The organism is Flavobacterium sp. KH_035 (genome assembly GCF_057839565.1).
In genome coordinates, this window is the sequence record NZ_CM174492.1 from 92,733 (window position 1) to 114,552 (window position 21,820).

Below are 21,820 nucleotides of genomic sequence, written 5' to 3' on the forward strand. Positions count from 1 at the left end.
TCTCGGGAAAAAGAGTGTAGAAATTATGGCTTTAAAAAAACTTTTTGTCTTTTACTTATTGTGCTTGTGTCAGATTATCTCGGCGCAAAGTGATTCTATTACCAAACTTAAAACTGTTGTCGTTTCCGACGCCAATCTTAAAAAATACTCCAGTTCGCAATCGGTTTTAAAACTAAACGATTCTGTTATTGGCAAGAATGAGGCTTTACTGACTGATTTATTAAACTTTAATTCGACTATTTATTTTAAAGAATACGGTCGTGGAATGCTTTCTACCGTGGCCTTTAGAGGTACTACATCATCGCAAACAGCAGTAATCTGGAACGGAATCAACATTAACTCTCAAATGAATGGAAGTACCGATTTTAATACCATTCCCAGCTCCGATTATAATTCTATCAGTGTAAAAGCAGGAGGAGGAAGTGTTATTTATGGGAGTGGAGCGGTTGGAGGAACGGTGCATTTAAATAACGATCTGGCCTTTTATAATCGATTTGAGAATACTTTAAAACTGGATTACGGAAGTTTTAATACGATTGGAATTAATTATAAAACCAATATTTCAAACGAAAAATGGAGCGCTCAAATTGGTTTTTCTAAAAACAGTTCAACAAACGATTACAAGTATCTGAATCAATACAACTGGAAAGGCGAACAGCGCTGGAATCAAAACGGCCAATACGATGTTATATCGCTAAATGCAAATGCAGGTTATAAAATTGATGCCAAAAACAGTTTAAAATTATATACCCAAACTTCAAATACAGACCGAAATACTTCACTGGTTTCTGAATCTGAAACGAAAAGCAAATATGTTAATGGTTTTAATCGAAACTTATTAGAGTATGATGGCGATTTTGGCAGATTCAAAACCAATTTTAAAACGGCCTATATTTTCGAAAACTATAAATATTATGCCGACAATTCGAGCAATATTTATACCTACGGAAAAACAGAAAGCTTAACTACAAAAGCGGATCTGGGATATCAATTGCTAAAATCCATACAACTAAATGGTATTCTGGACTACAACCGAACCAAAGGATACGGAAGTGGTTTTGGAGATAATGTGAGAGAAATAAGCTCTGCGGCTTTACTTGTAAAACAAGATGCTTCCCCTAATTGGAAAAACGAATTTGGGGTTCGCAAAGAATTTACAGACAATTATAAATCTCCTGTGCTATTTTCAGCAGGTTCTTCTTATCAGTTTGGAAAACTGTATAATTTGAAATTGAATGTGTCCCGAAATTTCAGAATCCCAACTTTTAATGATTTGTATTGGGAAGAAGGCGGAAATCGTGATTTAAAACCGGAGAGTTCTTATCAGGCAGAAATTGGAAATATTTTTACCGTTCAGAACTTTTCTTTGACTCAGACTTTTTATTACATCAAAATAAAAGATCTGTTGCAATGGGTTCCCGGAAATAATGGTATCTGGAGGCCGCAAAACACAGACAAAGTGAACAGTTATGGAGCAGAAACCTTATTGAGCTGGAAAAAGAGTTTTGGCAAAAACAACCTGACTGCTAATGCAACTTATGCGTATACAGTTTCAGAAAATGTCGAAACCAAAAAACAATTGTTTTTTGTCCCTTTTCATAAAGTTACTGCTGCCGTTGCCTACTCCAGAAACAACATTTCAGCCCATTATCAATTTCTCTATAATGGCTTTGTATACACACAGGCAGACAACGATCCCGAAAAAATCGTATCGGCTTATACGGTTTCAAACGTTGGCCTAGATTACGATTTTAAACTTTTATCTTCTTTCAGGGTAGGTATTCAGGTGCTGAATGTGTGGAATACATTTTATCAAAGTCTGGAACACCGACCAATGCCGGGAAGAAATTACAACCTGTACTTAAACCTTAAATTTTAATATAATGAAACTGACTAGATTATTTTTATTAGCATTAAGCGTATCGCTTTTTGTTTCTTGTTCTAATGACGACGACTCCGACAATCCTAAAGGAGTTTACGATAACGGAATTTTCATCTTAAATGAAGGAAATTCTACTGACGGTGGTTCTGTTTCTTTCATCTCTGACGATTTAAACACGTTCAATAAAGATGTTTACAAAACGGTAAACACTACTGATTTTGTTGGAAAATTTCTTCAAAACATCTTTTTTGACGGAGACAAGGCCTATATTATTGCCGGTGGTTCAAATGTGATTAATGTAGTAGACCGTTATAGCTTTAAACTATTAGCTAAAGTTGAAACGGGTTTAAATGCACCAAGATATGGTGTTGTAAAAGACGGTAAGGCTTATGTAACGAATGCTAATACGTATTGGTCTAAAACAAACCCGGCTGGTAACACTGATGATTTTATCGCTGTAATTAACTTAGCTACCAACAAAGTAGAAACGACAATACCATTAAATGCAACTGCAAACCATATCGAGCTTCACAACAACAAGCTTTATGTGACAGAACCTTACAATAATGACAAATTACTTGTGGTTAACCCGGCTACAAACAAATTGGAAACTTCATTAACTATAGGTTTTGGAGCAGATACTATGGAAGAAAAAGATGGTATTTTATACACCATCAGAAGTTCTTATGGAGAAAGAAGCGAAATTGTAAAAGTAAAATTGTCAGATAACTCTATCACTAAAATCACTTTCCCGGAATCACTTGACGGAGTTAAAAACTTAGACATTTACAACAACAAAATATATTACACCTTAAATACGGCAGTTTATACAATAGATTATACGGCAACTACAGCTTCAACTACTCCAATTTTCCAATACACTTCAACTTCTGATTACGGAAAAATGTATGGTTTTTCGGTAAAAGATGATAGAATTTTTATTGCTGACGGAGGTGATTTCAAATCAAACAGTAAAGCTTACATCTACAATTTAAGCGGAACATTACAAAAAGAATTAACAGTTGGTGTTGGACCAAACGGTTTCTATTTCAACGATTAATTTTTTAGAATTAGTTTTGGTTTATGACCAAAAAAAAGGCTTTCAGAAATGAAAGCCTTTTTTTTTATTTCAATGCTCGTAAAAGTCCCTCTGGAGCTTTTTCAAGATACATTTGATTTTTAATTCCGTCCATTGCTTTAGCATCTGTGAAGCCTTTCAGAGTCACCCCACTGTCCTCACCTGCTTTTTTCGCGGTTATTCCTGTAATTTGAGATACCGCAACACTTAACAACGGTTCTGTAGGATCTCCCAAGACACCTAAATTAGTAATACGTTCTAATTTTTCATACGTTGGTTTTAAACCGTCTGTGTATTCTCCAAAATCAGCAGCATTTACAATTTTTAAAACCAAAGGCTGCATCGCATACTTGTGATTTGGATTTCTGTTCGTTTTTCCAAAAGTTGGAGAATCATATAGCGTTACCGATCCTACGTTTTTACCAACAGTAGTCTCTCCTACCTGAATTACTGAAATATAAGGCACCAAGCCATTGATCACCAGTTCACTCGCAGAAGCTGTACCACTTGTTGTGATAATATAAATTTTGGTCAGGTTCAAACTATTAATCGCAGTTCCATCAATTTTATCTACAAATTTATTAAGCAATGACTCAGGGTCTTCGCTTTCATAAAACTCATTAATTTTGGCATTCCATCTTTCTTTCGAAAAAACCTTATTGGTAAACTGTCCTGTAATCATACTAGCCAGACGCGTTGCTGTTTGTATCGACCCCCCTCCATTGTATCTTAAATCTAAAACAAGATCTGTAATACCTTGTGCTTTTAGTTCTCCAAAAGCTGCATTAAGCTGTGCATCATAATTGGCATAAAAACCATTGTACATTAAATAACCTATTTTTCGGCTTCCGGATGTAATCACTTTATTTATAAAAACGGGGTTTTCATCTAAAGTTGTTTTTACTAATGCAACTGTTTTTCCGTTGCTATCAAAGCCCGTACCGTTAAAAGTAGCCATATTCAATGTATAACTATCAGCTGCCAAGAGCGACTGATAATTTGAAACCGTCAAAGACGTTCCATTAATTCCTGTAAAGAGATCTCCTCTTTTTATATCTTTTTTAGAAGCATCAGAATTAGGGATGATATAACGTACATAACCCACTAAATCGGTAGTACTTCCGGGTTTGTAACTAAGCCTGAAATCCACACCGGCATTTTTTGAAGTCCCCTGAAGTTCCTGTTCTAAAACAGTATAATCGTCTACAATCCAGCTAAAACGATCAATTGCCTGACCTTTTGGGAATTTGCTTATTGGTTTATTCAATAAATCCTGAAATAAATCCTGCGGTTTAGAATATCCTCTCAAAAATGCATTTAATGCTTCCTGATTACTAAAACGGTCATCTGCCAAATTAGGAACATCAGCTTGCCATAAGTAAAACTGATTCAGGCCTTTCCAAACAAAATCATTTACCTGCAACGAGGCAGGAGCCGCCACATCGTCCTGATCTTCACAAGATTGCAAAGAAAAAGCAAGTAAAAATAATATCAGTACACTTCTTAATATTGTCTTCATATAGTAAATATCTATCTAGTAGTAACGTAAAAATACTATCTTTAGTTTTAACTCTAAGAATTTTATTGCTTTTTTATTGTAAAAAAATTGAATACCCCGTGTAACAAAAATAATACTGTCTCGTCTTCACTATATAAGCTAACGAATAACCAATAGATTTTATGAATCAGAATGTGTTTATAGAATTAATAAATCCTTTTAAAGACAAAGTTTTTCGTCTGGCAAAAAGATTATTAACCAGTACCGAAGAAGCTGAAGATGCAACTCAGGAAGTTATGGTAAAGTTATGGAACAAAAAAGATACTCTGGACACTTACAATAGCGTTGAAGCTATTGCAATGACAATGACCAAAAATTATTGTCTGGATCAGTTAAAATCAAAAAGAGCCGGAAATCTTAAAATTGTCCACAATAACTATACCGACCGGGAACCACAATTGGATAAGAAATTGGAAGATTCGAATAGTTTAGAATGGGTTGAAAAAATTATAAGCCAATTACCCGAGCAATTACAAATATTAATTCAGTTACGGGATGTTGAACAATATGAATTTGACGAAATTGCGAAAATTGTCAATATGAACGAAACGGCTATCAGAGTAGCCCTTTCAAGAGCGAGAAAAAAAATAAGAGAATCAATGGTTAATACACACAGTTATGGGATACAATAAAATAGAAGATATATTAGAAAAATACTTTGAGGGAAAAACAACTATTGCCGAAGAAAATCAATTAAAAGAATATTTTTCTTCACCGGATGTTGCGCAGCATTTGGAACAATACAAACCTATGTTTGGTTATTTCTCTCAGGTAAAAGAACAGAAATCGACGCAGACAATACCACTAGAAACTAAAAAACGAAAAGTAGCGTGGTTATCGATTGCAGCTTCAGCTGTTGTTTTACTAGGAGTTGGAACCTATTTTTATGTGAGCGAAAAAGATGTAACTCCAGTTACAGCGCAAACAGAATTAGGAACCTACGATAATCCGGAAGAAGCACTTGCCGCAACGCAAAAAGCTTTGGCTTTATTATCAAACAATGTTAATGTAGGTATTGAAAGTGTACAGTACATTAAAGAATACGAACAATCAAAAAACAAAATTTTTAAACAGTAATTAAATCTCAATCAAAATGAAAAATTTCATCATAACACTAGTTTTAGCATTCGTTAGCCACACTTTTTATGCTCAGGGAGCATTTGACAAATTTGATGGTCAGGACGACGTAACCTCAGTAATCGTAAACAAAAAAATGTTCGATTTAATGAGCAAGGTAAAAGTTGACGCTTCAGATAAAGAAACCCAACAATACATTAACTTAATTAAAAAGTTAGATTACTTAAAGGTGTTTACAACCAAAAATCCAAAAATCGAAGCCGATATGAAAGCTTCTGCTGATAAATACATCAAAACAGCCGGATTAGAAGAACTTATGAAAGTAAACGACAGCGGAAAAAATGTACGTATAATGGTAAAATCAGGTGCAAGCGATACGCAAATTAAAGAATTACTGATGTTTGTTGACGGCGCAAAAAGCAATGAAAGCGTTTTACTTTCCCTGACAGGTAATTTTGACTTAAACGAAATCTCAGTACTTACAGACAAGATGCAGCTTCCAGGTGGCTCTGACTTAAAAAAAGCTTCTAAAGGCAAAAAATAAGATGAAAGCAAACGTTATTACCTCAGCCCTTTTAGTTTTATTAACTTTAGTAAGTTGTAATTCTACTCCTTCATTGCAGAAGTATTTTGTTGAAAACACAGACAATAAAGATTTTATCGCACTTGATATTTCGTCAACAATCTTAAATGTGGAAAAAACAAAATTATCTGCAGAACAAAATGAAGCTTTAAAATCATTCGACAAAATGAATATCCTGGCTTTTAAAGAAACACCTAAAAATCAGGCACAATTTGAAACAGAACGCAGCAAACTAAAAGAGATCCTGAAAAATCCAAAATACCAGGAATTAATGAAAGTTGGCTCAGGTAAAGACGGAGCCTCTATAAGCTATGTGGGACCTGACGACAATATCGAAGAGTTTGTAGTTTTTGCCAACAAAAAAGAAAGTGGTTTTGTAGTGGTGCGTGTACTAGGAAAAAATATGAATCCTAACAATATCATGACCTTGATGTCGGTTTTGAAAGAGTCTAAAATTGATATGGAACAATTAAAACCATTACAGCAGCTGATAAAACCATAACAACTTACTTATATTAAAATGAAAAAGCTCCAAAATTTGGAGCTTTTTTTATTTAACACTTTTAGAAGATTATACTGAATAATACTGCCCGCGTTTGTTTTGATATGACTCGATTTTATCTATATTTGTTCATCAACCAAAATAAAATTATTAAACTACTTATGGTACAAAAAACATCGAATGCCTTTATAGCGGCATCTTGGGTAGCTCTTGGAGCAGGAACAGTTGGATTTATAGTGGGTCTTGCAAGAGCCGAAATGCTTTTAAACGAAAAAGGATATTATTTCACCGTTTTAATGTTTGGTCTTTTCGCTGTAGTTTCATTACAAAAAAGTGTAAGAGACAGACTTGAAAATCTTCCGGTAACTGATATTTATTACGGAATCTGTTGGTTCGGGACTTTATTATCAATCGTCCTATTAGTAGTTGGCCTTTGGAATGCTACTATTTTACCAAGCGAAAAAGGTTTTTATGCTTTTGCTTTTCTGTTAGCTCTTTTCGGTGCTATTTCGGTACAAAAAAACACAAGAGACAATATGTCATTTAGCCAAAATAATTAAAATCTTCTAAAAACAGTGAGTTAACAATTAAAAAAAGCTTTTAACACAAAGCTTTTTTGTTGCTTATATTCTTGAAGGAAGAAAAGAAAAACAACAACAATCCTAACATTCTAATAGAAAAAATATTATCCCATACTTTCTTGCCAAAAGCATAACTTTTGCAATGAAAGTTTTTTTATTTAATTTAAATACCCTATATGAAAAAAATTTTACTCTTTACATTATTATCAACATTAAGCATCAACGCTCAAACCCCAACAGATTATGTAACTACAGGATTTAATACTCCAAGTGGAATTGCTTTTGATGCATCCGGAAACTTGTTTGTTGCCGATTATTACACTTACAAAGTAACTAAAGTTGCACCAAATTTAACACAAACCAATTTTGCTACCGTAAATGGTACTCCACAACAAATAGCTTTTGACGCAGCCGGCAATCTTTGGTTAGCAGGATCCGGTTTTATTCAGGAGATTGAAAAAATAACGCCTGCAGGAGTTATCACAACCTACTCTGCCTCAGGAAGTCCATACGGAATTGCAATAGATGCATCTGGAAATGTTTTTTATTCGGAATCTAATTCTGGTGACATAAAAAAAAGAACTCCTGAAGGAGTAACTACTACATTTGCTTCAAACTTCTTTCAACCTAACGGCCTGGCATTTGACAAATCGGGCAACTTACTTGTTGCAGACAAGTTAGGCGGGGCTGTTAAAAAAATAACTACTGATGGCGTTGTTAGCACATTGATTTCAGGAATGATGAATCCATCGGATTTAGTAGTTGCACCAAATGGTGATCTGTATATTTCTACAGGATCACAAAATAGAATTTTCCGTTTTCCTGCTGGTGGTGTAGATGGAGATCAGCAACAATTTATCAGATTCAACATAAACTACGACACTCCTGCACAAATGGCAATTTACAATGGCGCACTTTACGTAAGTACAGGTTCCCATACTAAAAAAATCATTAAAGTAACATCTCCTTCTTTAGGCTTAGGCGACACAAAAAAAACTATTAATAATAGTTTAACAATATACCCAAACCCTGCAACAGATTATTTACATATCGAAAGCAATAGTGATGTTACAATAGAAACTATTGACTTATATGATATGACCGGAAGAGCTGTTCAAAACTTCAAGCCAGCTGATGTTCAAGACAATACTATTAAAGTATCAAATGTAACTTCAGGAAATTACATTTTAAAAGTAAATAATACTTCTAAAAAGATTATTATTAAGTAACCGCTTCTTTTAACATACAAAAAAAGGGAAGTCTCATAGCTACGAGACTTCCCTTTTTTATTTATAGATTTGAGATTACTTACTCAAATACATCTTTCTTCTTGAATACAATTCGTAGAACTGATCATCTTTTAAATCATCAATAAACAAGATACTTTCTCCTGTTGATTTCATCTCAGGTCCTAATGCTTTATTTACATTATGGAACTTACTGAAGGAGAAGACCGGTTGTTTAATAGCATATCCTTTCAACTGTGGATTAAAGTCAAAATCTGTTACTTTATTGTGTCCTAACATTACTTTTGTAGCGTAGTTCACATAAGGTTCTCCGTATGCTTTCGCAATAAACGGTACTGTTCTTGAAGCTCTTGGATTTGCCTCGATGATATAAACTGTATCGTCTTTTATTGCAAACTGAATGTTGATCAAACCAACTGTTTTTAAAGCTCTAGCTATTTTTTTCGTATGATCTTTGATCTGCTGCATTACGAATTCTCCTAAATTAAAAGGAGGCAAAGTAGCATTACTATCTCCAGAGTGAACTCCACAAGGCTCGATATGCTCCATAATTCCGATAATATACACATTTCCGTCAGCATCACAAATCGCATCCGCTTCAGCCTCGATTGCTCCGGCCAAATAGTGATCTAAAAGCAATTTATTTCCTGGGATCGTCTTTAACAAGTTGATCACGTGCTCTTCCAGTTCTTTCTTGTTGATTACAATTTTCATTCCCTGACCGCCTAATACGTAGGAAGGACGAATTAATAACGGGAAGTCTAAAGTATCAGCAAGTGCCGAGGCTTCGTCAGCCGTTTCTGCAATTCCGAAATCCGGGAAAGGAATGTGTAATTCTCTCAATAAATCAGAGAATCTTCCTCTGTCTTCGGCTAAATCAAGTGCATCAAAGCTGGTTCCGATAATCTTCACTCCGTATTTAGATAATTTTTCAGCAAGTTTCAAAGCGGTCTGCCCACCTAACTGTACGATAACACCTTCCGGTTTTTCATGCTGAATGATGTCATAAATATGTTCCCAGAAAACCGGTTCGAAGTATAATTTATCAGCTGTGTCAAAATCAGTCGAAACCGTTTCAGGATTACAGTTAATCATGATTGTTTCGTATCCACATTCTTTAGCTGCCAAAACTCCGTGTACACAAGAATAATCAAACTCAATTCCCTGTCCAATTCTGTTTGGTCCGGAACCTAAGACGATGATTTTCTTTTTCTCGGTTACAATACTTTCGTTGTCTACGTAACGCTCACCATTTGCTTTTTCTATTTCTGCCTCAAAAGTCGAATAGTAATAAGGTGTTTTTGCCTTAAACTCAGCCGCACAAGTATCGACCAGTTTAAACACACGGTTGATATTTTTATCCATACGCAAAGTATGCACTTCGCTTTCCAGACAGTTCATCATGTGTGCAATTTGTCTATCGGCAAAACCTTTTTGTTTTGCTTCCAGTAAAAGTTCTTTCGGAAGAGTTGTTATCTTGTAATTTGAAATTTCTTTCTCTAAAGTATAAAGTTCTTCATATTGTTTCAGGAACCACATATCAATTTTTGTAATTTCATGAATACGGCTCAACGGAATTCCCATTGCGATGGCATCATAAATTACAAAAACACGATCCCAACTTGCAAAAGTTAGTTTCTCGATAATTTGCTCGTAGTTCTTATATCCTTTTCCGTCAGCACCTAAACCGTTTCTTTTTATTTCTAAAGATTGGGTAGCTTTGTGTAACGCTTCCTGGAACGAGCGTCCAATTCCCATTACCTCTCCAACGGATTTCATCTGAAGTCCTAAAGTTCTGTCGGCACCTTCAAATTTATCGAAGTTCCAACGCGGTATTTTTACAATTACATAATCTAAAGTTGGTTCAAAAAGAGCCGAAGTCGATTTTGTAATTTGATTTTGTAATTCATCCAGGTTGTACCCCAAAGCCAATTTAGAAGCGATTTTAGCGATTGGGTACCCAGTTGCTTTTGATGCTAAAGCTGACGAACGGGACACACGAGGATTAATCTCGATGGCTACGATATCTTCTTTTTCATCTGGCGAAACTGCGAATTGTACGTTACAACCACCTGCAAAATTTCCAATACTACGCATCATCAGGATTGCATAGTCACGTAATTTCTGGAATGTCGTATCTGATAATGTCATTGCCGGCGCCACTGTAATCGAATCTCCTGTATGAATTCCCATTGGGTCCATATTTTCGATCGAACAAATGATCACAACGTTATCATTTTTATCTCTTAAAAGTTCCAACTCATACTCTTTCCATCCCATTAAAGCTTTGTCAATCAAAACCTCATGTATTGGAGAAGCTTCAAGACCTCTTGTTAAAAGCTCATCAAAATCTTCCTTTTTGTAAACCACTGCAGCTCCTGTTCCCCCAAGAGTAAACGAAGGACGAATTACTAACGGAAAACCAAATTCCTGAGCAATTTCTTTTCCTTCTAAATAAGAAGTAGCCGTTTTTGCCGGTGCAGTTGGTACATTAATTTTTTGCAAAAGCTGTTTAAATTGCTCTCTGTCTTCCGTAATATTAATAGCATTTACATCAACCCCGATCAATCTTACTCCGAAATCCTGCCAAATTCCTTTTTCGTCTGCTTCCAAACATAAATTCAATGCAGTTTGTCCACCCATTGTAGGCAAAACAGCATCAATTTGTGGATGTTCTTTCAGAATTTCAATAATCGATTTTGTAGTTAAAGGTTTCAAGTAAATGTGATCGGCCATACTTGGGTCGGTCATAATTGTCGCTGGATTCGAGTTTATCAAGATAACTTCAATCCCTTCTTCACGAATAGAACGTGCAGATTGAGAACCTGCATAATCAAATTCGCAAGCTTGACCAATAACAATAGGTCCTGACCCTATTATTAAAACTGATTTTATTGATGTGTCTTTAGGCATTTTATTTGTATTGTGTAGTTATATAAAGTACTTTAAAAAACATTCGTAGTATATTCTAAACTAGAACGTTGCAGATTTTTTACCGACAAGGTATAAAAAAAGGCGATACTAAAAAAGTAACGCCTTATTTATGTTTATAGAAACATTATTTCTTGTGTCTAGGTTCACTAGAAACAGTCAATTTATGTCTTCCTTTAGCTCTTCTACGCGCCAGAACTTTTCTTCCATTCGCAGAAGCCATTCTGTCCATAAATCCGTGCTTATTTCTTCTTTTTCTTTTCGATGGTTGAAATGTTCTTTTGCTCATTGTTTTGTATCTTTAAAATGGTATCTAATATCTGTTTTTCTGTTTTGAATATCATTATTCCAAAACCGAGTGCAAATATACAAAGACTTTTTTTTCTGGCAAGTAGTTTTATAAAAATATTTTTAATTCCTTTTACTATCTTTGCAATCACAAATTTACAATAATTATGTTTCACAAAAATATTAAACTTATTTTGGCCGGACTTCTAGTAGTCGCAGGCGTTTGGCAATTTACAGAGAGTAATATCGGAAATGGAATTTTCCTTATATTATTAACTGCAATTCCTATTTTCCTTTACTTCAAAAACGAATTTATCCTTTTAGCTTTCCTTAAATTAAGAAAACAAGACTTCGAAGGAGCTAAAAAATGGCTTGCATATATTAAAAACCCTGAAGCTGCTCTAGTAAGAAAACAACAAGGATACTTTAATTACCTACACGGCATCATGTTGTCTCAAACCAATATCAATCAGGCAGAGAAACATTTCAAAAAAGCAATTGAACTTGGATTATCTATGGATATGGATCTTGCAGTAGCAAAATTAAACCTTGCCGGAGTTGCAATGTCACGCAGAAGAAAACTAGAAGCGACTAATTTATTAAATGAAGCTAAAAAATTAGACAAACAAGGAATGCTGAAAGAGCAAATTTCAATGATGAAAGAGCAAATGAAGAAAATCTAAATTCTTCAAATTCGACTAATATAAATTCCAATATTTTAAATCCCAAATTCCAAAAGAGTTTGGGATTTTTTATTTTAGATTGCAGAGTTTAGATTTTAAACATTTTTAAATTTAGAATTCAACAAAGATAAGGAGCTATTTCCTGCTATCCGCTTGTATCTTTTATGGTGAACCCCGCCACAAAAGGATACCACTGCTATCAGGGCTAAGGCACTCGTTTTCAAAAGAAGTTATTTTTACCTTATCGTTTGACTCAATATTAAGCTTGCCATCCCGAGGAACGAGGGATCTTCGCAAGAAACTAACACAAAGTTTATTTAGCATATCGAGATACTTGCGAAGATCCCTCGTTCCTCGGGATGACAAGATTGCGGATAAAAAATTTGCGTGCTGATTGCGTGCAGACCTTTGTCCAATTTTAAAACTTTGACAAAGATTTGTAATCGCAAAACATTGGAATTTTAATTTTCCAAGATGATCGAAGGCAAATTCTCATTCAGCCATTTGTATTTATTGAGAATCATGATATGTGTTCCTCCTTTTACCACAATACAGCTGTTGATATACTTTATAGGAAAAACATCGTCCTGATCTCCATGAATATGTACTACATTGGAATCAATTTCATTTCTATCCCATAAAATAACCGACTCAACTGCCCATTGTAAATAATTAAGATCACGCACTGCCAAGAACTTCTCATACAACTTAATGCGCTTATTTACTTTTTCTCCAAAAGAGTACTTCGCCAGATTTTCGATATTCAAAATTAATTTCATCGGAATAAGCTTATAGGCCTTTGTTGATTTTCCAATTTTCATTCTTCGTGGAAATTCCGCATTACTTCTAACACTCGAAATAATAATTACTTTTCGGGTCTGAATGTGTTTGGCGATTTCCTGAACCAAAATCCCTCCAAAAGAAACACCTATCAAAACCGGATTCTCATGTTTAATATTTTTAGAAATTCGAAGGGCGTAATCAGACAGAGATTCTTTTGGTTGCGGAAGCTCCCACTCCAACAAACACATCTCAAAAACAGACTCGTCTAAATTGATTCTTTCAAAAATAGCGGGACTCGCCGCAAGACCGGGCATAAAATATACAGGAATTTTACTCATTTGACAGAAAGAGAGTTAGGGTTATAGCTTTTAATTTCAAGCTAAAATTACTTTTTTTAGCAACATCCATTGCAAATCTTGCACCAAAAATCACCGTCTAAACCAAATAAAAGCAACAAAGACGCGCAATTCAAGATTAAAGCAGAGGTTAAAAAAATAATTCCATATTGAAAATCAAATGATTACCTTTGCAATCCTATTAACTAATATCGAAACATTTTTCCACAATGTTCTTTATAAAGTTACCCAATGTTCTTTTTATTATTTTTTTTAATTCAATCCCCAAAACATGACTAATATGGAACCTATTGAAACTATGGAAATCAAAGACAATACTTTTGCAAGACAATTTGAAACCATAGTCCCTGAAGGATTACTTTCTGTGGAATATTCTTTTCAGGAGAAGAAAATTTTCTTAACCAAAATCAACACCCCTGAAGGCTTTGACAATCAAGCTACAATTGATGCTTTACTTAAAAGCATCATGGAAATTGTTATTGAAAAGAAATTTAGAATAATGCCTATTTTCCCAAGAATTGTATTGTTTATTAAAAAAAATCCTGAATATAAAGAATTACTTCCTCCAGGAATCCGAATTTAAAAGTCACCAATTAATCGGAGCCATAACCCTCCTATTACCATATAGATAAAGAGCATAACCAAACCGGTTATCAAGCCTTTGACCCACCAGCTTTTCAGGTCGACATAACCACTTCCGAAGAAAACTGGTGCCGGTCCATGTCCGTAATGTGTTAAAGTTCCGTAGATAGAACCTACAAAACCCAACATAAAAGCCAACAGCAAGCCGGGAATTCCAAGCGAAATTCCGACACCCAATAATGCTGCATACATTGCCGCCACGTGAGCCGTTGCACTTGCAAAAAGATAATGACTAAAAAAGTACACCAATACAATAATAGGAAAAGCCATTTGCCAGCTTAAACCACCAATTTCAGCTTTTACCAAACTACTAAACCAGCCAATAAACCCAAGTTCATTGAGCGAACTTGCCATCATAACCAAAACCGAAAACCATACGATGGTATCCCAAGCCCCCTTCTCGGCTTTTACATCATCCCAGGTTAACACCGAAGTCAGCAGTAAAATCACCAACCCGATAAAGGCTGTAGTTGTAGCATCAATAGAGAACAAATCGCCTGTCATCCAAAGAAATAAAAGAATAAAAAAGGTTAACAGCATCATCCACTCATTGCGGGTAATTGCTCCCATTTCTTTCAGTTTTTGAGCAGCGATTTGTGGAGCATCTCCGGTTTTTTTTAATTCCGGCGGGTAAATTTTATATAACACAAAAGGAATTACAAAAAAAGAAACCAGTCCAGGAACTATTGCCGCTGTTACCCATGAAATCCAGCTAATTTTTATTCCCAGATTAAGTGCAAATTTCTGGCACATCGGATTACTTGCTGTTCCCGTTAAAAACATTGACGAAGCGATCAAATTTGCATTGTAACTGCTTAATGTAAGATACGATCCCAATTTTCGATGAGTTTCAGGCTGATCCGGCATCGAGCCAAAACTCATTGACATTGATTTCATGATAGGATAAATAATTCCACCACCTCTTGCTGTATTACTAGGTACCGCAGGCGCCAGCACCAGATCAGCAAGACCCAGACCATAAGCTAATCCTAACGAGCTTTTTCCGAATATCCTGATGAATAAAAAAGCAATTCTGTTTCCTAAACCTGTTTTTATAAATCCCCTTGCAATAAAAAACGAAATCCCAATTAGCCAAATTACCTTATCGCCAAATCCTTTCAGCGCCATAGTAATAGATTTTCCTGCATCTCCAGGAGCCAGAACTTGCGTAAAAGCAGTTAATGCAATTGCAATCATGCACATAGTCCCCATGGGGGCAGCTTTTAAGATGATTCCAAGAATTGTTGCTACAAAAATAGCAAACAAATGCCAGGCTTCATTAACGACACCAGCTGGTGCAGGAATAAACCAAATTGCAAGTCCAACTGCAAGTGTTATCAGGGTTTGGGGTATTTGCACTTCTTTCATAAAAAAGGGATTAAATTATATTATAAACGGAGTTGTAACTGAAGCAAGAATAGATCATCATTATAAAATGAGGTATCGGGAATATTTCTGTCGAAGCGATCAATTTCAAATCCTACTTCTATTCGTCCCGTATAAGCCTTACCAAATTCAAGACTTAACATTGGTGTATAAGTCTGACGAACATTTGAATTAATTTTATAATTGTTATCAAAAGACTCAAAACGGCAGGACAACTCAAGCGAAGTTAGTTTTTTATAATCAACCAAATATCTCAAATTAGGTAAAAAATAAACCCCTCTCATTTGATAATCATCAACATTTGAAGTTCTGGAATCGGCAGGCAATGAAAAATACAGGTTATGATTGGTTCCCTGTTTGTATTCAATTTGCAGATCAAAAGTAAATCGGTCGGTAAGCTTAAAATCACTGGTAATATCAGCTCCCAAAGCAAAAACTTTTTGATCAGATCTTTTTCCAATTCCACCATTTAAACCCAAATTAATTTTATGTTCTTTAGACAAACTGAAAACCCACCTTGTTGCATACAATTTTCCATTATCGTTATCCATTTCCTGATTTTTTCCGTTACCATTTAAAACAGAAATAGCATAATTTACAGGGATTTTTCCAAGATCGAATGCCCCGCTTGCCGAAGCACCAATTTGAAAACTAGTCCAGCCATTTTTACCAAACTCATAATATTGATTGGAAAAATCAAATGATTTTATAATATCTACCGGAACCAGTTCCTCAATACCGAATGCCGGACGAAACTGACCTCCTGTTAAAGCCAGATATTTACTAAAAGTATATTTTCCATAAGCATTTTCAAGAACCTTCGATTTCGGATCCGATTTAAAGTCAGCTAAATTTACCAGAATCACAACCTCAGTAGCTTCACTTAATTTAGTATTAAGCCCGACACGCATTCTTTTAATGTCAAACGAACTTTGTGTTACCTGACCTGTAGAATGATGAGCCCCTAAAACATCAACATTTTTACCGGAACTTTCCAAATAGCGCGCTTGAAAAAGCCCTTTGAACTGAAATTGCGGATATTTAACCTCCCTTTCAACATTAGCCGTCGGTTGGGTTGCGGCATTTTGGGCATTCATAAAAAATGGCATTATAAAGAAAAAAACAATTTTTAGCAGTAGATATTTATTCATAAATGCTGTAAATCAAAAATTAATCAAATACTCACAATCTAACCTTGTCTTCTATTAGGACTGGAACTTCTATTGGATGCCGGTCGGGTCGCAGGACGTGTTACTGGTTGTGTTGGCCGTGTTACCGGTCTGGTTGTTGGGTTCGTTGGCCGATTTACTGGTTGCGTTGGTCTCACAACTGGTCGTGTTGATGGGTTTGTTGGCGTTATCGGACGAGTTGTTGGCCTTGTTATTCCTGGCCTTGTTGACGGATTAGTCGGTCGGCTTTCCGGCCTGGTCGTCCCAGGTCGGGTTGATGGATTAGTCGGACGTGTCCCTGGCCGTGTTGTAGAAGGTCTGTTAGGCCTTGTATTAGTAACTGGAGCAGGTCTTCTATAGTCCCTTCCATTATAAGTTGTATTGTAGCGTCCACTAGCTCTGTAATTTCGAACTACTGCCGATGTATTTCTTCTTGATACATAATTATTATAATACCTCTGGTTTCTTACCCTGGCCGTTCTTCGATAATACGGATTTCTGTAATAATGCCCATGATATCCCCAATAATCGTGATAATAAACCGGGCGCCACGGACGCCAGTAAGGAGGATAATACCCCCAATACCAAGGAGATCGATACACTACATATACTGGAGAGAACAAGTACAATACTACCGGCCATATATTTACGTCTGCAGTTACATACCCGCTGGTAGTAGTCGTATTATAATTATTCGTTGTATTATTATTTACAATTACGTTAGCATCTCCCTTATACCCGGGATTTGGTGTTCCCCCCACGGTATCTGAAGGCTCTACTATATAGTTTTTCCCATATAAATCCTGATCTCCAATAATCTGAACATGCACATTATTCTTTTTATCTTTATCTACTTCGATAACAGCTACATCCTGTTTCTCTTTACTATTTATAGCTACCTGAAGCACAATCACATGTGTATTCCCTTTCTTTTGGCTTTCGATTTCTATATAATCAATCTCGCCATCATTATTTAAATCTAAATTATTAACCTTACTGTCCTGTTCATTCAGTACTCTTTCAAATTCCTCTAAAGTTTTAGATTTCTGAAAAACATCCAAAACGGCATATAAATTAAGATTATCTCCTGGCAAACCTAAAGCGACAGGTTCGTTATCAGTTTGAGAAAATAGGGACAAACTAAATAAATGAGTCGTGAAAACTGCTAAAACTAAAAAACTCTTTTTCATGTTAAAAATAAGTTAATTTGGAAATACATTTACTAAGGTATGAAAAAACAGACAAACTCCAATGCTGCCAGATAACTTTCTGTTAAACAAGTATAAAATACTAAAAAAGTTTTAAACGCTCCTTATCTTTTAAACACCTAGACAGTACTAATGTAAGACTTATATTCTTAACTTTGTAACAATCGGTCTTTAACCGCCTCCCAATTCTTTGTATCATCTTACAAAAACTATCTTACGATTTGTCAAATAACTGAAACAAAAATTGCAATGAAAAAACATTTATTTCCTTTTCTTTTTTTTCTTTCTTTCAACTTTATGCACAGTCAGATTGCTGTTTCCTCCACTTTGGAAGAAGCCATCCAGAGAGCTATTGAAAAAAGTGCTTCCTTAAAAAACAAAGATTTAGAGATTGAAAAATTAAATCTTCAGGAAAAAGGAGTCTGGAACAAATACATTCCAACAGTCGAAGCTAGTGCGCTTTACTCCTATTTTGATAATAAACTTACTGTCGATCTTCCTACCGCCACAATACCTATTGTAAACTATCCTTTGTTTGATGGAAAAACAGCTTTTAAAAACTACGGCAACATTTTTAACGGAAGTGTAATGGCAAAAACCGTTTTGTTTAGCGGAATGCAAATCCCAAACGGAGCAAAAGCAATTGAAGAAAAAACGAAGGGAACTGTATTTCTAAAAGAATCTGAAAAAGACGAAATTACAAAAGAGGTCATTAACACTTTCGATCAATTAGAATTGCTAAAAGAAATAGACAAACTAATCAAAGAAAGTGAAAACCGACTCGATACGGAAACCAAGCGTGTTACAAAGGCAATCGAACAGGGACTTGCCATTCCGTACGACAGAGATAAGATAAAATTAGCAGCACTCGAACTTGCCTCCAAAAAGATTGAACTGGATGGAAAACGAAAACTGATTTACAAAAAAATTCAATACTTAACTGGTTACTCAGTTGCCGATATAGACAATGTCCAATATTCTTTAACACCGTATTTAATCACTGATGAAAAGTTAAGCACGCAAAACAAACAGGAAATAAAAGCACTGGAATCTTTTAAATCAGCTTATGAATATTTACTAAAGAAAGAAAAAGGAACTTATTTACCCACTCTGGGAGCTTTTGGAGGAGTTTCCTATTCGAGTTTGTTCAATGCTAATGCCACGACCCCCATTATTACCGGAATCAATCAGGCTTTGTATTTAGGGCTCAATGAACTAACCATAAGTCAGAACTGGGTCGTTGGAGCTGCTATGAAATGGGAGGTTTTCTCAGGTTTTGAACGAAAACACAAAGTACACGAAGCCAAGATCAATATCGAACAGGTACAAAACCAAATTGACGATACGAAAGAAAAGCTTGAACTGCTTCTTGAAAAGAATTTGGTTGATTATACCGTTTTAACGCAAAAAATAGACATTACACAACAACAAGAAAAAGTAGCCGGCAATAATTTAAATCTTGCTATTAAACAGTATAAAGAAGGCCTCATCAATATATCGGAACGACTTGAAGCAGAGAACGACTCTTATAAAGCATCTGTAAACAAGACCACTACTTTAATAGAGCAAAGACTTGCCGCTATTGAAACCATAATTGCTACCGGCGATTTGTCCAAAAAACTATCCAAATAAAAGTTCTGTTTTATGAAAAAAGTAATCATTAGCATCACAATCATTTTCCTTTTTATAGCATGTCAAAAAGCAAAAAAAGGAGATTTAATTCAGGGAAAAATAGAAAAAGAACAAATTGCCGTTGTGAGTAAAATTCCGGGTAAGATCCTAAAAATATTTGTCAAGGAAGGGGATCAGGTCCAAAAAGGAGATACACTTGCCATACTGGATATTCCTGAAGTTGATGCAAAAAAAAGCCAGGCAGAGGGAGCCGTTGTATCTGCAAAAGCCCAGTACAAAATGGCCGTAAAGGGAGCTACAGAAAATCAGATAAAGCAATTGGAAGCTAAAAAAATGGGGTTAAAAGAACAATACGAATTTGCGCAGAAATCAATCAGACGACTAACCAATATGCTCAAGGACTCTCTCATATCACAACAAACTTACGATGAAACTTTTGCAAAATACCAGGGAGCACAAGCACAATACAACGCTGTGGTTGCCGAGTTAGACGATGCTAAAAAAGGTGCGCGAATCGAACAGCAAACAATGGCACTCGGACAACAGGACCGAGCGCTTGGAGCGTTGCAGGAAGTCGAAACCGCCGACAAGGAACGTTATATCATTGCTCCGCAAAACATGAGTATTGAAACCATTACTTTAAACCTTGGCGAATTAGCATTGCCCGGTTATACCTTATTTAATGGCTATATCTCCAACAGCACTTATTTTCGCTTTACAATTCCCGAAAAGCAATTAGGTGATTTTAAAAAAGGACAAGAAATCACTGTTCATGTTCCTTATAAGAAAGAAAACATCAAAGGAACCATCTCAACTATAAAACAATTAGGGGCCTACGGAAATATCGCGACCGCCTATCCTGATTATGAAATGCAGGAAAGCTTGTTTGAAGTAAAAATAACGCCTTCCAACATTGAGCAAACAAAAGATCTCATTACCAAAACAACCGTCACTTTATCTCTTTAACTATGCAAAATTTCTTTTCATTGCTTAAACGGGAATTTCAGTTATTCTGGAAAAACAAGGTCCTTAGAATACTTTTCATTGGTGCTCCAATCCTGTATGGTGTTTTATTAGGTTATGTTTATGGAAAAGGTAAGGTTACCGATTTACCCATTATTGTGATTGATCAGGACCGCTCTGAATTAAGTTCAAAAGCAATTCAGATGTTTGAAGACAACGAAGTGCTATCTATTGCTACTATTTTGTACGATCAAAACAATCTTTCTAAAATTGCCATTCAAAAAGAAGCTACTTGTGTGGTTATTATTCCGAAAGATTTCGAAAAAATGACACTCACCAAAAAATATCCTGAAATTACAACGATAGTAAACACCTCAAATGTTTTAACCGCTAATTACGCCTCAACAGCAATACAAATTTGTTTGGGAACTCTAAAAGCAGGGGTTCAGATTGAGACCTTAAGAAAACAAGGTGTACCGGAAAATTTACTTGCTTCACAATACGAACCCTTCAAAACTACTTTTATTAAAAAATACAACCGAAGCACCAACTATATGTATTTTCTTTGGCCGGGAGTTTTAGCAACTGTTCTTCAGCAGGTTTTACTCTTAGGGCTCGCACTATCTTTTGCATCAGAATTTGAAAATGGAACCTTTAAAGACCTTGTGAAAAAATGCCCATCAATCTTAAAAATGCTAGCTGTAAAAATTATTCCGTACCTGATAATGAGTTTCGGAATCTGGATTATCTACTGGCTTTTTACTTTATGGTTCCGATTACCATTTTATGAAAACTTAGCCCCATTGACTTTCATTGCCGGAATATTTGTACTCTCTGTTTCTTTTATCGGAATTCTAGTGAGCATCATAGTTCCGAATCAATTAAAAGCGACCGAGATTTTAATGGTAATTGCCACTCCAAGCTTTATCCTCAGTGGCTTCACCTGGCCCTTAAGTCAGATGCCTCAGGCAGTGCAGGCCATTGCCAATGTTATACCGCTCACCCACTTTCTGAAAGCGTTCAGAATATTAATTATAGAAAATGGCTTGTATTCGCAAACCACAACAGCAGTATGGAATATGATTCTTATTGGGTCTATCTGTTCTGTTCTTGCCTATATCGCCTTGTACTTTAAAAAGAGAACCGTTCTTAAAGAAGAAATTTAATTCCTTAATCAATAACCATAAAAAAAGCACAAGAATTGAATTTCTTGTGCTTTTTAAGGTATCATATATATTCTTTTCAGAGATGTAACTATTCTTTTCATGAAT

At 35.4% G+C, this 21,820-nt stretch carries 20 protein-coding genes; 13 read left to right on the top strand and 7 right to left on the bottom strand.

What is annotated here, in order from left to right; genetic code table 11:
* The first annotated feature begins 25 nt into the window (after nt 1-25).
* Nucleotides 26-1,879: a TonB-dependent receptor plug domain-containing protein gene (locus AC3IS6_RS00475; protein ID WP_489162766.1), complete on the top strand. Its 1,854-nt coding sequence runs from the start codon at nt 26-28 to the stop codon at nt 1,877-1,879.
* 4 nt (nt 1,880-1,883) lie between these two features.
* Entirely contained in the window at nt 1,884-2,942 is a 1,059-nt protein-coding gene (locus AC3IS6_RS00480; protein WP_489162768.1) for a YncE family protein, read from the top strand.
* Between the two features lie 64 nt (nt 2,943-3,006).
* Here the strand turns inward: AC3IS6_RS00480 and AC3IS6_RS00485 are convergent, their stop codons facing one another.
* Nucleotides 3,007-4,479: a S41 family peptidase gene (locus AC3IS6_RS00485; protein WP_489162770.1), complete on the bottom strand. Its 1,473-nt coding sequence runs from the start codon at nt 4,477-4,479 to the stop codon at nt 3,007-3,009.
* A 161-nt stretch (nt 4,480-4,640) separates the two neighbouring features.
* Between AC3IS6_RS00485 and AC3IS6_RS00490 the strand changes: the two genes are divergently transcribed.
* The 6 genes from AC3IS6_RS00490 (at nt 4,641) to AC3IS6_RS00515 (ending at nt 8,490) form a co-directional block, all read left to right on the top strand.
* Complete coding sequence (locus tag AC3IS6_RS00490) at nt 4,641-5,150, top strand: RNA polymerase sigma factor (protein ID WP_173967560.1); 510 nt, start codon at nt 4,641-4,643, stop codon at nt 5,148-5,150.
* Nucleotides 5,137-5,595, top strand: coding sequence for a hypothetical protein (locus AC3IS6_RS00495; RefSeq protein ID WP_489162772.1), 459 nt, complete (start codon nt 5,137-5,139; stop codon nt 5,593-5,595). Before AC3IS6_RS00490 ends, AC3IS6_RS00495 begins: the two co-directional genes overlap by 14 nt.
* A 16-nt stretch (nt 5,596-5,611) precedes the next feature.
* Nucleotides 5,612-6,139 carry a DUF4252 domain-containing protein gene (locus tag AC3IS6_RS00500; RefSeq protein ID WP_281922496.1) on the top strand — a complete coding sequence of 176 codons (528 nt, stop codon included), beginning with the start codon at nt 5,612-5,614 and terminating at the stop codon, nt 6,137-6,139.
* Nucleotide 6,140: 1 nt separating this feature from the next.
* Nucleotides 6,141-6,680 (top strand): DUF4252 domain-containing protein, encoded by a 540-nt coding sequence (locus AC3IS6_RS00505; protein ID WP_489162774.1) that lies wholly within the window; start codon nt 6,141-6,143, stop codon nt 6,678-6,680.
* A gap of 161 nt (nt 6,681-6,841) precedes the next feature.
* On the top strand, nt 6,842-7,240 hold the full coding sequence (yiaA, locus tag AC3IS6_RS00510) for an inner membrane protein YiaA (RefSeq protein ID WP_489162776.1): 399 nt from the start codon (nt 6,842-6,844) through the stop codon (nt 7,238-7,240).
* Nucleotides 7,241-7,437: 197 nt separating this feature from the next.
* Nucleotides 7,438-8,490: a virginiamycin B lyase family protein gene (locus AC3IS6_RS00515; RefSeq protein WP_489162777.1), complete on the top strand. Its 1,053-nt coding sequence runs from the start codon at nt 7,438-7,440 to the stop codon at nt 8,488-8,490.
* Between the two features lie 75 nt (nt 8,491-8,565).
* Here AC3IS6_RS00515 and carB read toward each other — a convergent pair whose 3' ends face one another.
* Nucleotides 8,566-11,421, bottom strand: a complete 2,856-nt coding sequence (carB, locus tag AC3IS6_RS00520; protein WP_173965282.1) for a carbamoyl-phosphate synthase large subunit — start codon at nt 11,419-11,421, stop codon at nt 8,566-8,568.
* A gap of 145 nt (nt 11,422-11,566) precedes the next feature.
* Nucleotides 11,567-11,728: a 50S ribosomal protein L34 gene (gene rpmH / locus AC3IS6_RS00525; protein WP_008464848.1), complete on the bottom strand. Its 162-nt coding sequence runs from the start codon at nt 11,726-11,728 to the stop codon at nt 11,567-11,569.
* 166 nt (nt 11,729-11,894) lie between these two features.
* On the opposite strand from rpmH, the gene AC3IS6_RS00530 reads away from it, so the two are divergent.
* Entirely contained in the window at nt 11,895-12,410 is a 516-nt protein-coding gene (locus AC3IS6_RS00530) for a DUF2892 domain-containing protein (protein WP_173965281.1), read from the top strand.
* A gap of 461 nt (nt 12,411-12,871) precedes the next feature.
* Here AC3IS6_RS00530 and AC3IS6_RS00535 read toward each other — a convergent pair whose 3' ends face one another.
* Nucleotides 12,872-13,531, bottom strand: a complete 660-nt coding sequence (locus AC3IS6_RS00535; RefSeq protein WP_173965280.1) for an alpha/beta hydrolase — start codon at nt 13,529-13,531, stop codon at nt 12,872-12,874.
* Between the two features lie 289 nt (nt 13,532-13,820).
* Between AC3IS6_RS00535 and AC3IS6_RS00540 the strand changes: the two genes are divergently transcribed.
* On the top strand, nt 13,821-14,132 hold the full coding sequence (locus AC3IS6_RS00540; RefSeq protein WP_246253185.1) for a GNAT family N-acetyltransferase: 312 nt from the start codon (nt 13,821-13,823) through the stop codon (nt 14,130-14,132).
* Here the strand turns inward: AC3IS6_RS00540 and AC3IS6_RS00545 are convergent.
* The 3 genes from AC3IS6_RS00545 to AC3IS6_RS00555 form a co-directional block, all read right to left on the bottom strand.
* Nucleotides 14,129-15,559, bottom strand: a complete 1,431-nt coding sequence (locus AC3IS6_RS00545; protein WP_489162781.1) for an anion permease — start codon at nt 15,557-15,559, stop codon at nt 14,129-14,131. The genes AC3IS6_RS00540 and AC3IS6_RS00545 overlap by 4 nt on opposite strands.
* Nucleotides 15,560-15,579: 20 nt before the next feature.
* The gene (locus AC3IS6_RS00550) at nt 15,580-16,674 is read right to left on the bottom strand and encodes a porin (RefSeq protein ID WP_489162783.1); all 1,095 of its coding nucleotides are present in this window, start codon (nt 16,672-16,674) and stop codon (nt 15,580-15,582) included.
* Nucleotides 16,675-16,766: 92 nt separating this feature from the next.
* Complete coding sequence (locus AC3IS6_RS00555) at nt 16,767-17,936, bottom strand: hypothetical protein (protein ID WP_489162785.1); 1,170 nt, start codon at nt 17,934-17,936, stop codon at nt 16,767-16,769.
* A 267-nt stretch (nt 17,937-18,203) separates the two neighbouring features.
* Here AC3IS6_RS00555 and AC3IS6_RS00560 point away from each other — a divergent pair, with 267 nt between their 5' ends.
* From AC3IS6_RS00560 to AC3IS6_RS00570, 3 genes are read left to right on the top strand one after another with little or no spacing between them, the layout of a single operon-like run.
* Entirely contained in the window at nt 18,204-19,586 is a 1,383-nt protein-coding gene (locus AC3IS6_RS00560; protein ID WP_489162787.1) for a TolC family protein, read from the top strand.
* A gap of 12 nt (nt 19,587-19,598) precedes the next feature.
* Nucleotides 19,599-20,552, top strand: coding sequence for an HlyD family secretion protein (locus AC3IS6_RS00565; protein WP_489162789.1), 954 nt, complete (start codon nt 19,599-19,601; stop codon nt 20,550-20,552).
* A 2-nt stretch (nt 20,553-20,554) separates the two neighbouring features.
* Complete coding sequence (locus AC3IS6_RS00570; RefSeq protein ID WP_489162791.1) at nt 20,555-21,715, top strand: ABC transporter permease; 1,161 nt, start codon at nt 20,555-20,557, stop codon at nt 21,713-21,715.
* Nucleotides 21,716-21,820 lie beyond the last annotated feature (105 nt).

Coding starts and splice junctions, on each gene's coding strand:
- AC3IS6_RS00535 (WP_173965280.1), bottom strand. CDS start 13,531: ATGAGTAAAATTCCTGTATATTTTATGCCCGGTCTTGCGGCGAGTCCC.
- AC3IS6_RS00570 (WP_489162791.1), top strand. CDS start 20,555: ATGCAAAATTTCTTTTCATTGCTTAAACGGGAATTTCAGTTATTCTGG.
- AC3IS6_RS00555 (WP_489162785.1), bottom strand. CDS start 17,936: ATGAAAAAGAGTTTTTTAGTTTTAGCAGTTTTCACGACTCATTTATTT.
- AC3IS6_RS00500 (WP_281922496.1), top strand. CDS start 5,612: ATGAAAAATTTCATCATAACACTAGTTTTAGCATTCGTTAGCCACACT.
- AC3IS6_RS00505 (WP_489162774.1), top strand. CDS start 6,141: ATGAAAGCAAACGTTATTACCTCAGCCCTTTTAGTTTTATTAACTTTA.
- AC3IS6_RS00545 (WP_489162781.1), bottom strand. CDS start 15,559: ATGAAAGAAGTGCAAATACCCCAAACCCTGATAACACTTGCAGTTGGA.
- AC3IS6_RS00530 (WP_173965281.1), top strand. CDS start 11,895: ATGTTTCACAAAAATATTAAACTTATTTTGGCCGGACTTCTAGTAGTC.
- AC3IS6_RS00475 (WP_489162766.1), top strand. CDS start 26: ATGGCTTTAAAAAAACTTTTTGTCTTTTACTTATTGTGCTTGTGTCAG.
- AC3IS6_RS00550 (WP_489162783.1), bottom strand. CDS start 16,674: ATGAATGCCCAAAATGCCGCAACCCAACCGACGGCTAATGTTGAAAGG.
- AC3IS6_RS00485 (WP_489162770.1), bottom strand. CDS start 4,479: ATGAAGACAATATTAAGAAGTGTACTGATATTATTTTTACTTGCTTTT.
- AC3IS6_RS00565 (WP_489162789.1), top strand. CDS start 19,599: ATGAAAAAAGTAATCATTAGCATCACAATCATTTTCCTTTTTATAGCA.
- AC3IS6_RS00515 (WP_489162777.1), top strand. CDS start 7,438: ATGAAAAAAATTTTACTCTTTACATTATTATCAACATTAAGCATCAAC.
- AC3IS6_RS00540 (WP_246253185.1), top strand. CDS start 13,821: ATGACTAATATGGAACCTATTGAAACTATGGAAATCAAAGACAATACT.
- AC3IS6_RS00480 (WP_489162768.1), top strand. CDS start 1,884: ATGAAACTGACTAGATTATTTTTATTAGCATTAAGCGTATCGCTTTTT.
- rpmH (WP_008464848.1), bottom strand. CDS start 11,728: ATGAGCAAAAGAACATTTCAACCATCGAAAAGAAAAAGAAGAAATAAG.
- yiaA (WP_489162776.1), top strand. CDS start 6,842: ATGGTACAAAAAACATCGAATGCCTTTATAGCGGCATCTTGGGTAGCT.
- AC3IS6_RS00490 (WP_173967560.1), top strand. CDS start 4,641: ATGAATCAGAATGTGTTTATAGAATTAATAAATCCTTTTAAAGACAAA.
- carB (WP_173965282.1), bottom strand. CDS start 11,421: ATGCCTAAAGACACATCAATAAAATCAGTTTTAATAATAGGGTCAGGA.
- AC3IS6_RS00495 (WP_489162772.1), top strand. CDS start 5,137: ATGGGATACAATAAAATAGAAGATATATTAGAAAAATACTTTGAGGGA.
- AC3IS6_RS00560 (WP_489162787.1), top strand. CDS start 18,204: ATGAAAAAACATTTATTTCCTTTTCTTTTTTTTCTTTCTTTCAACTTT.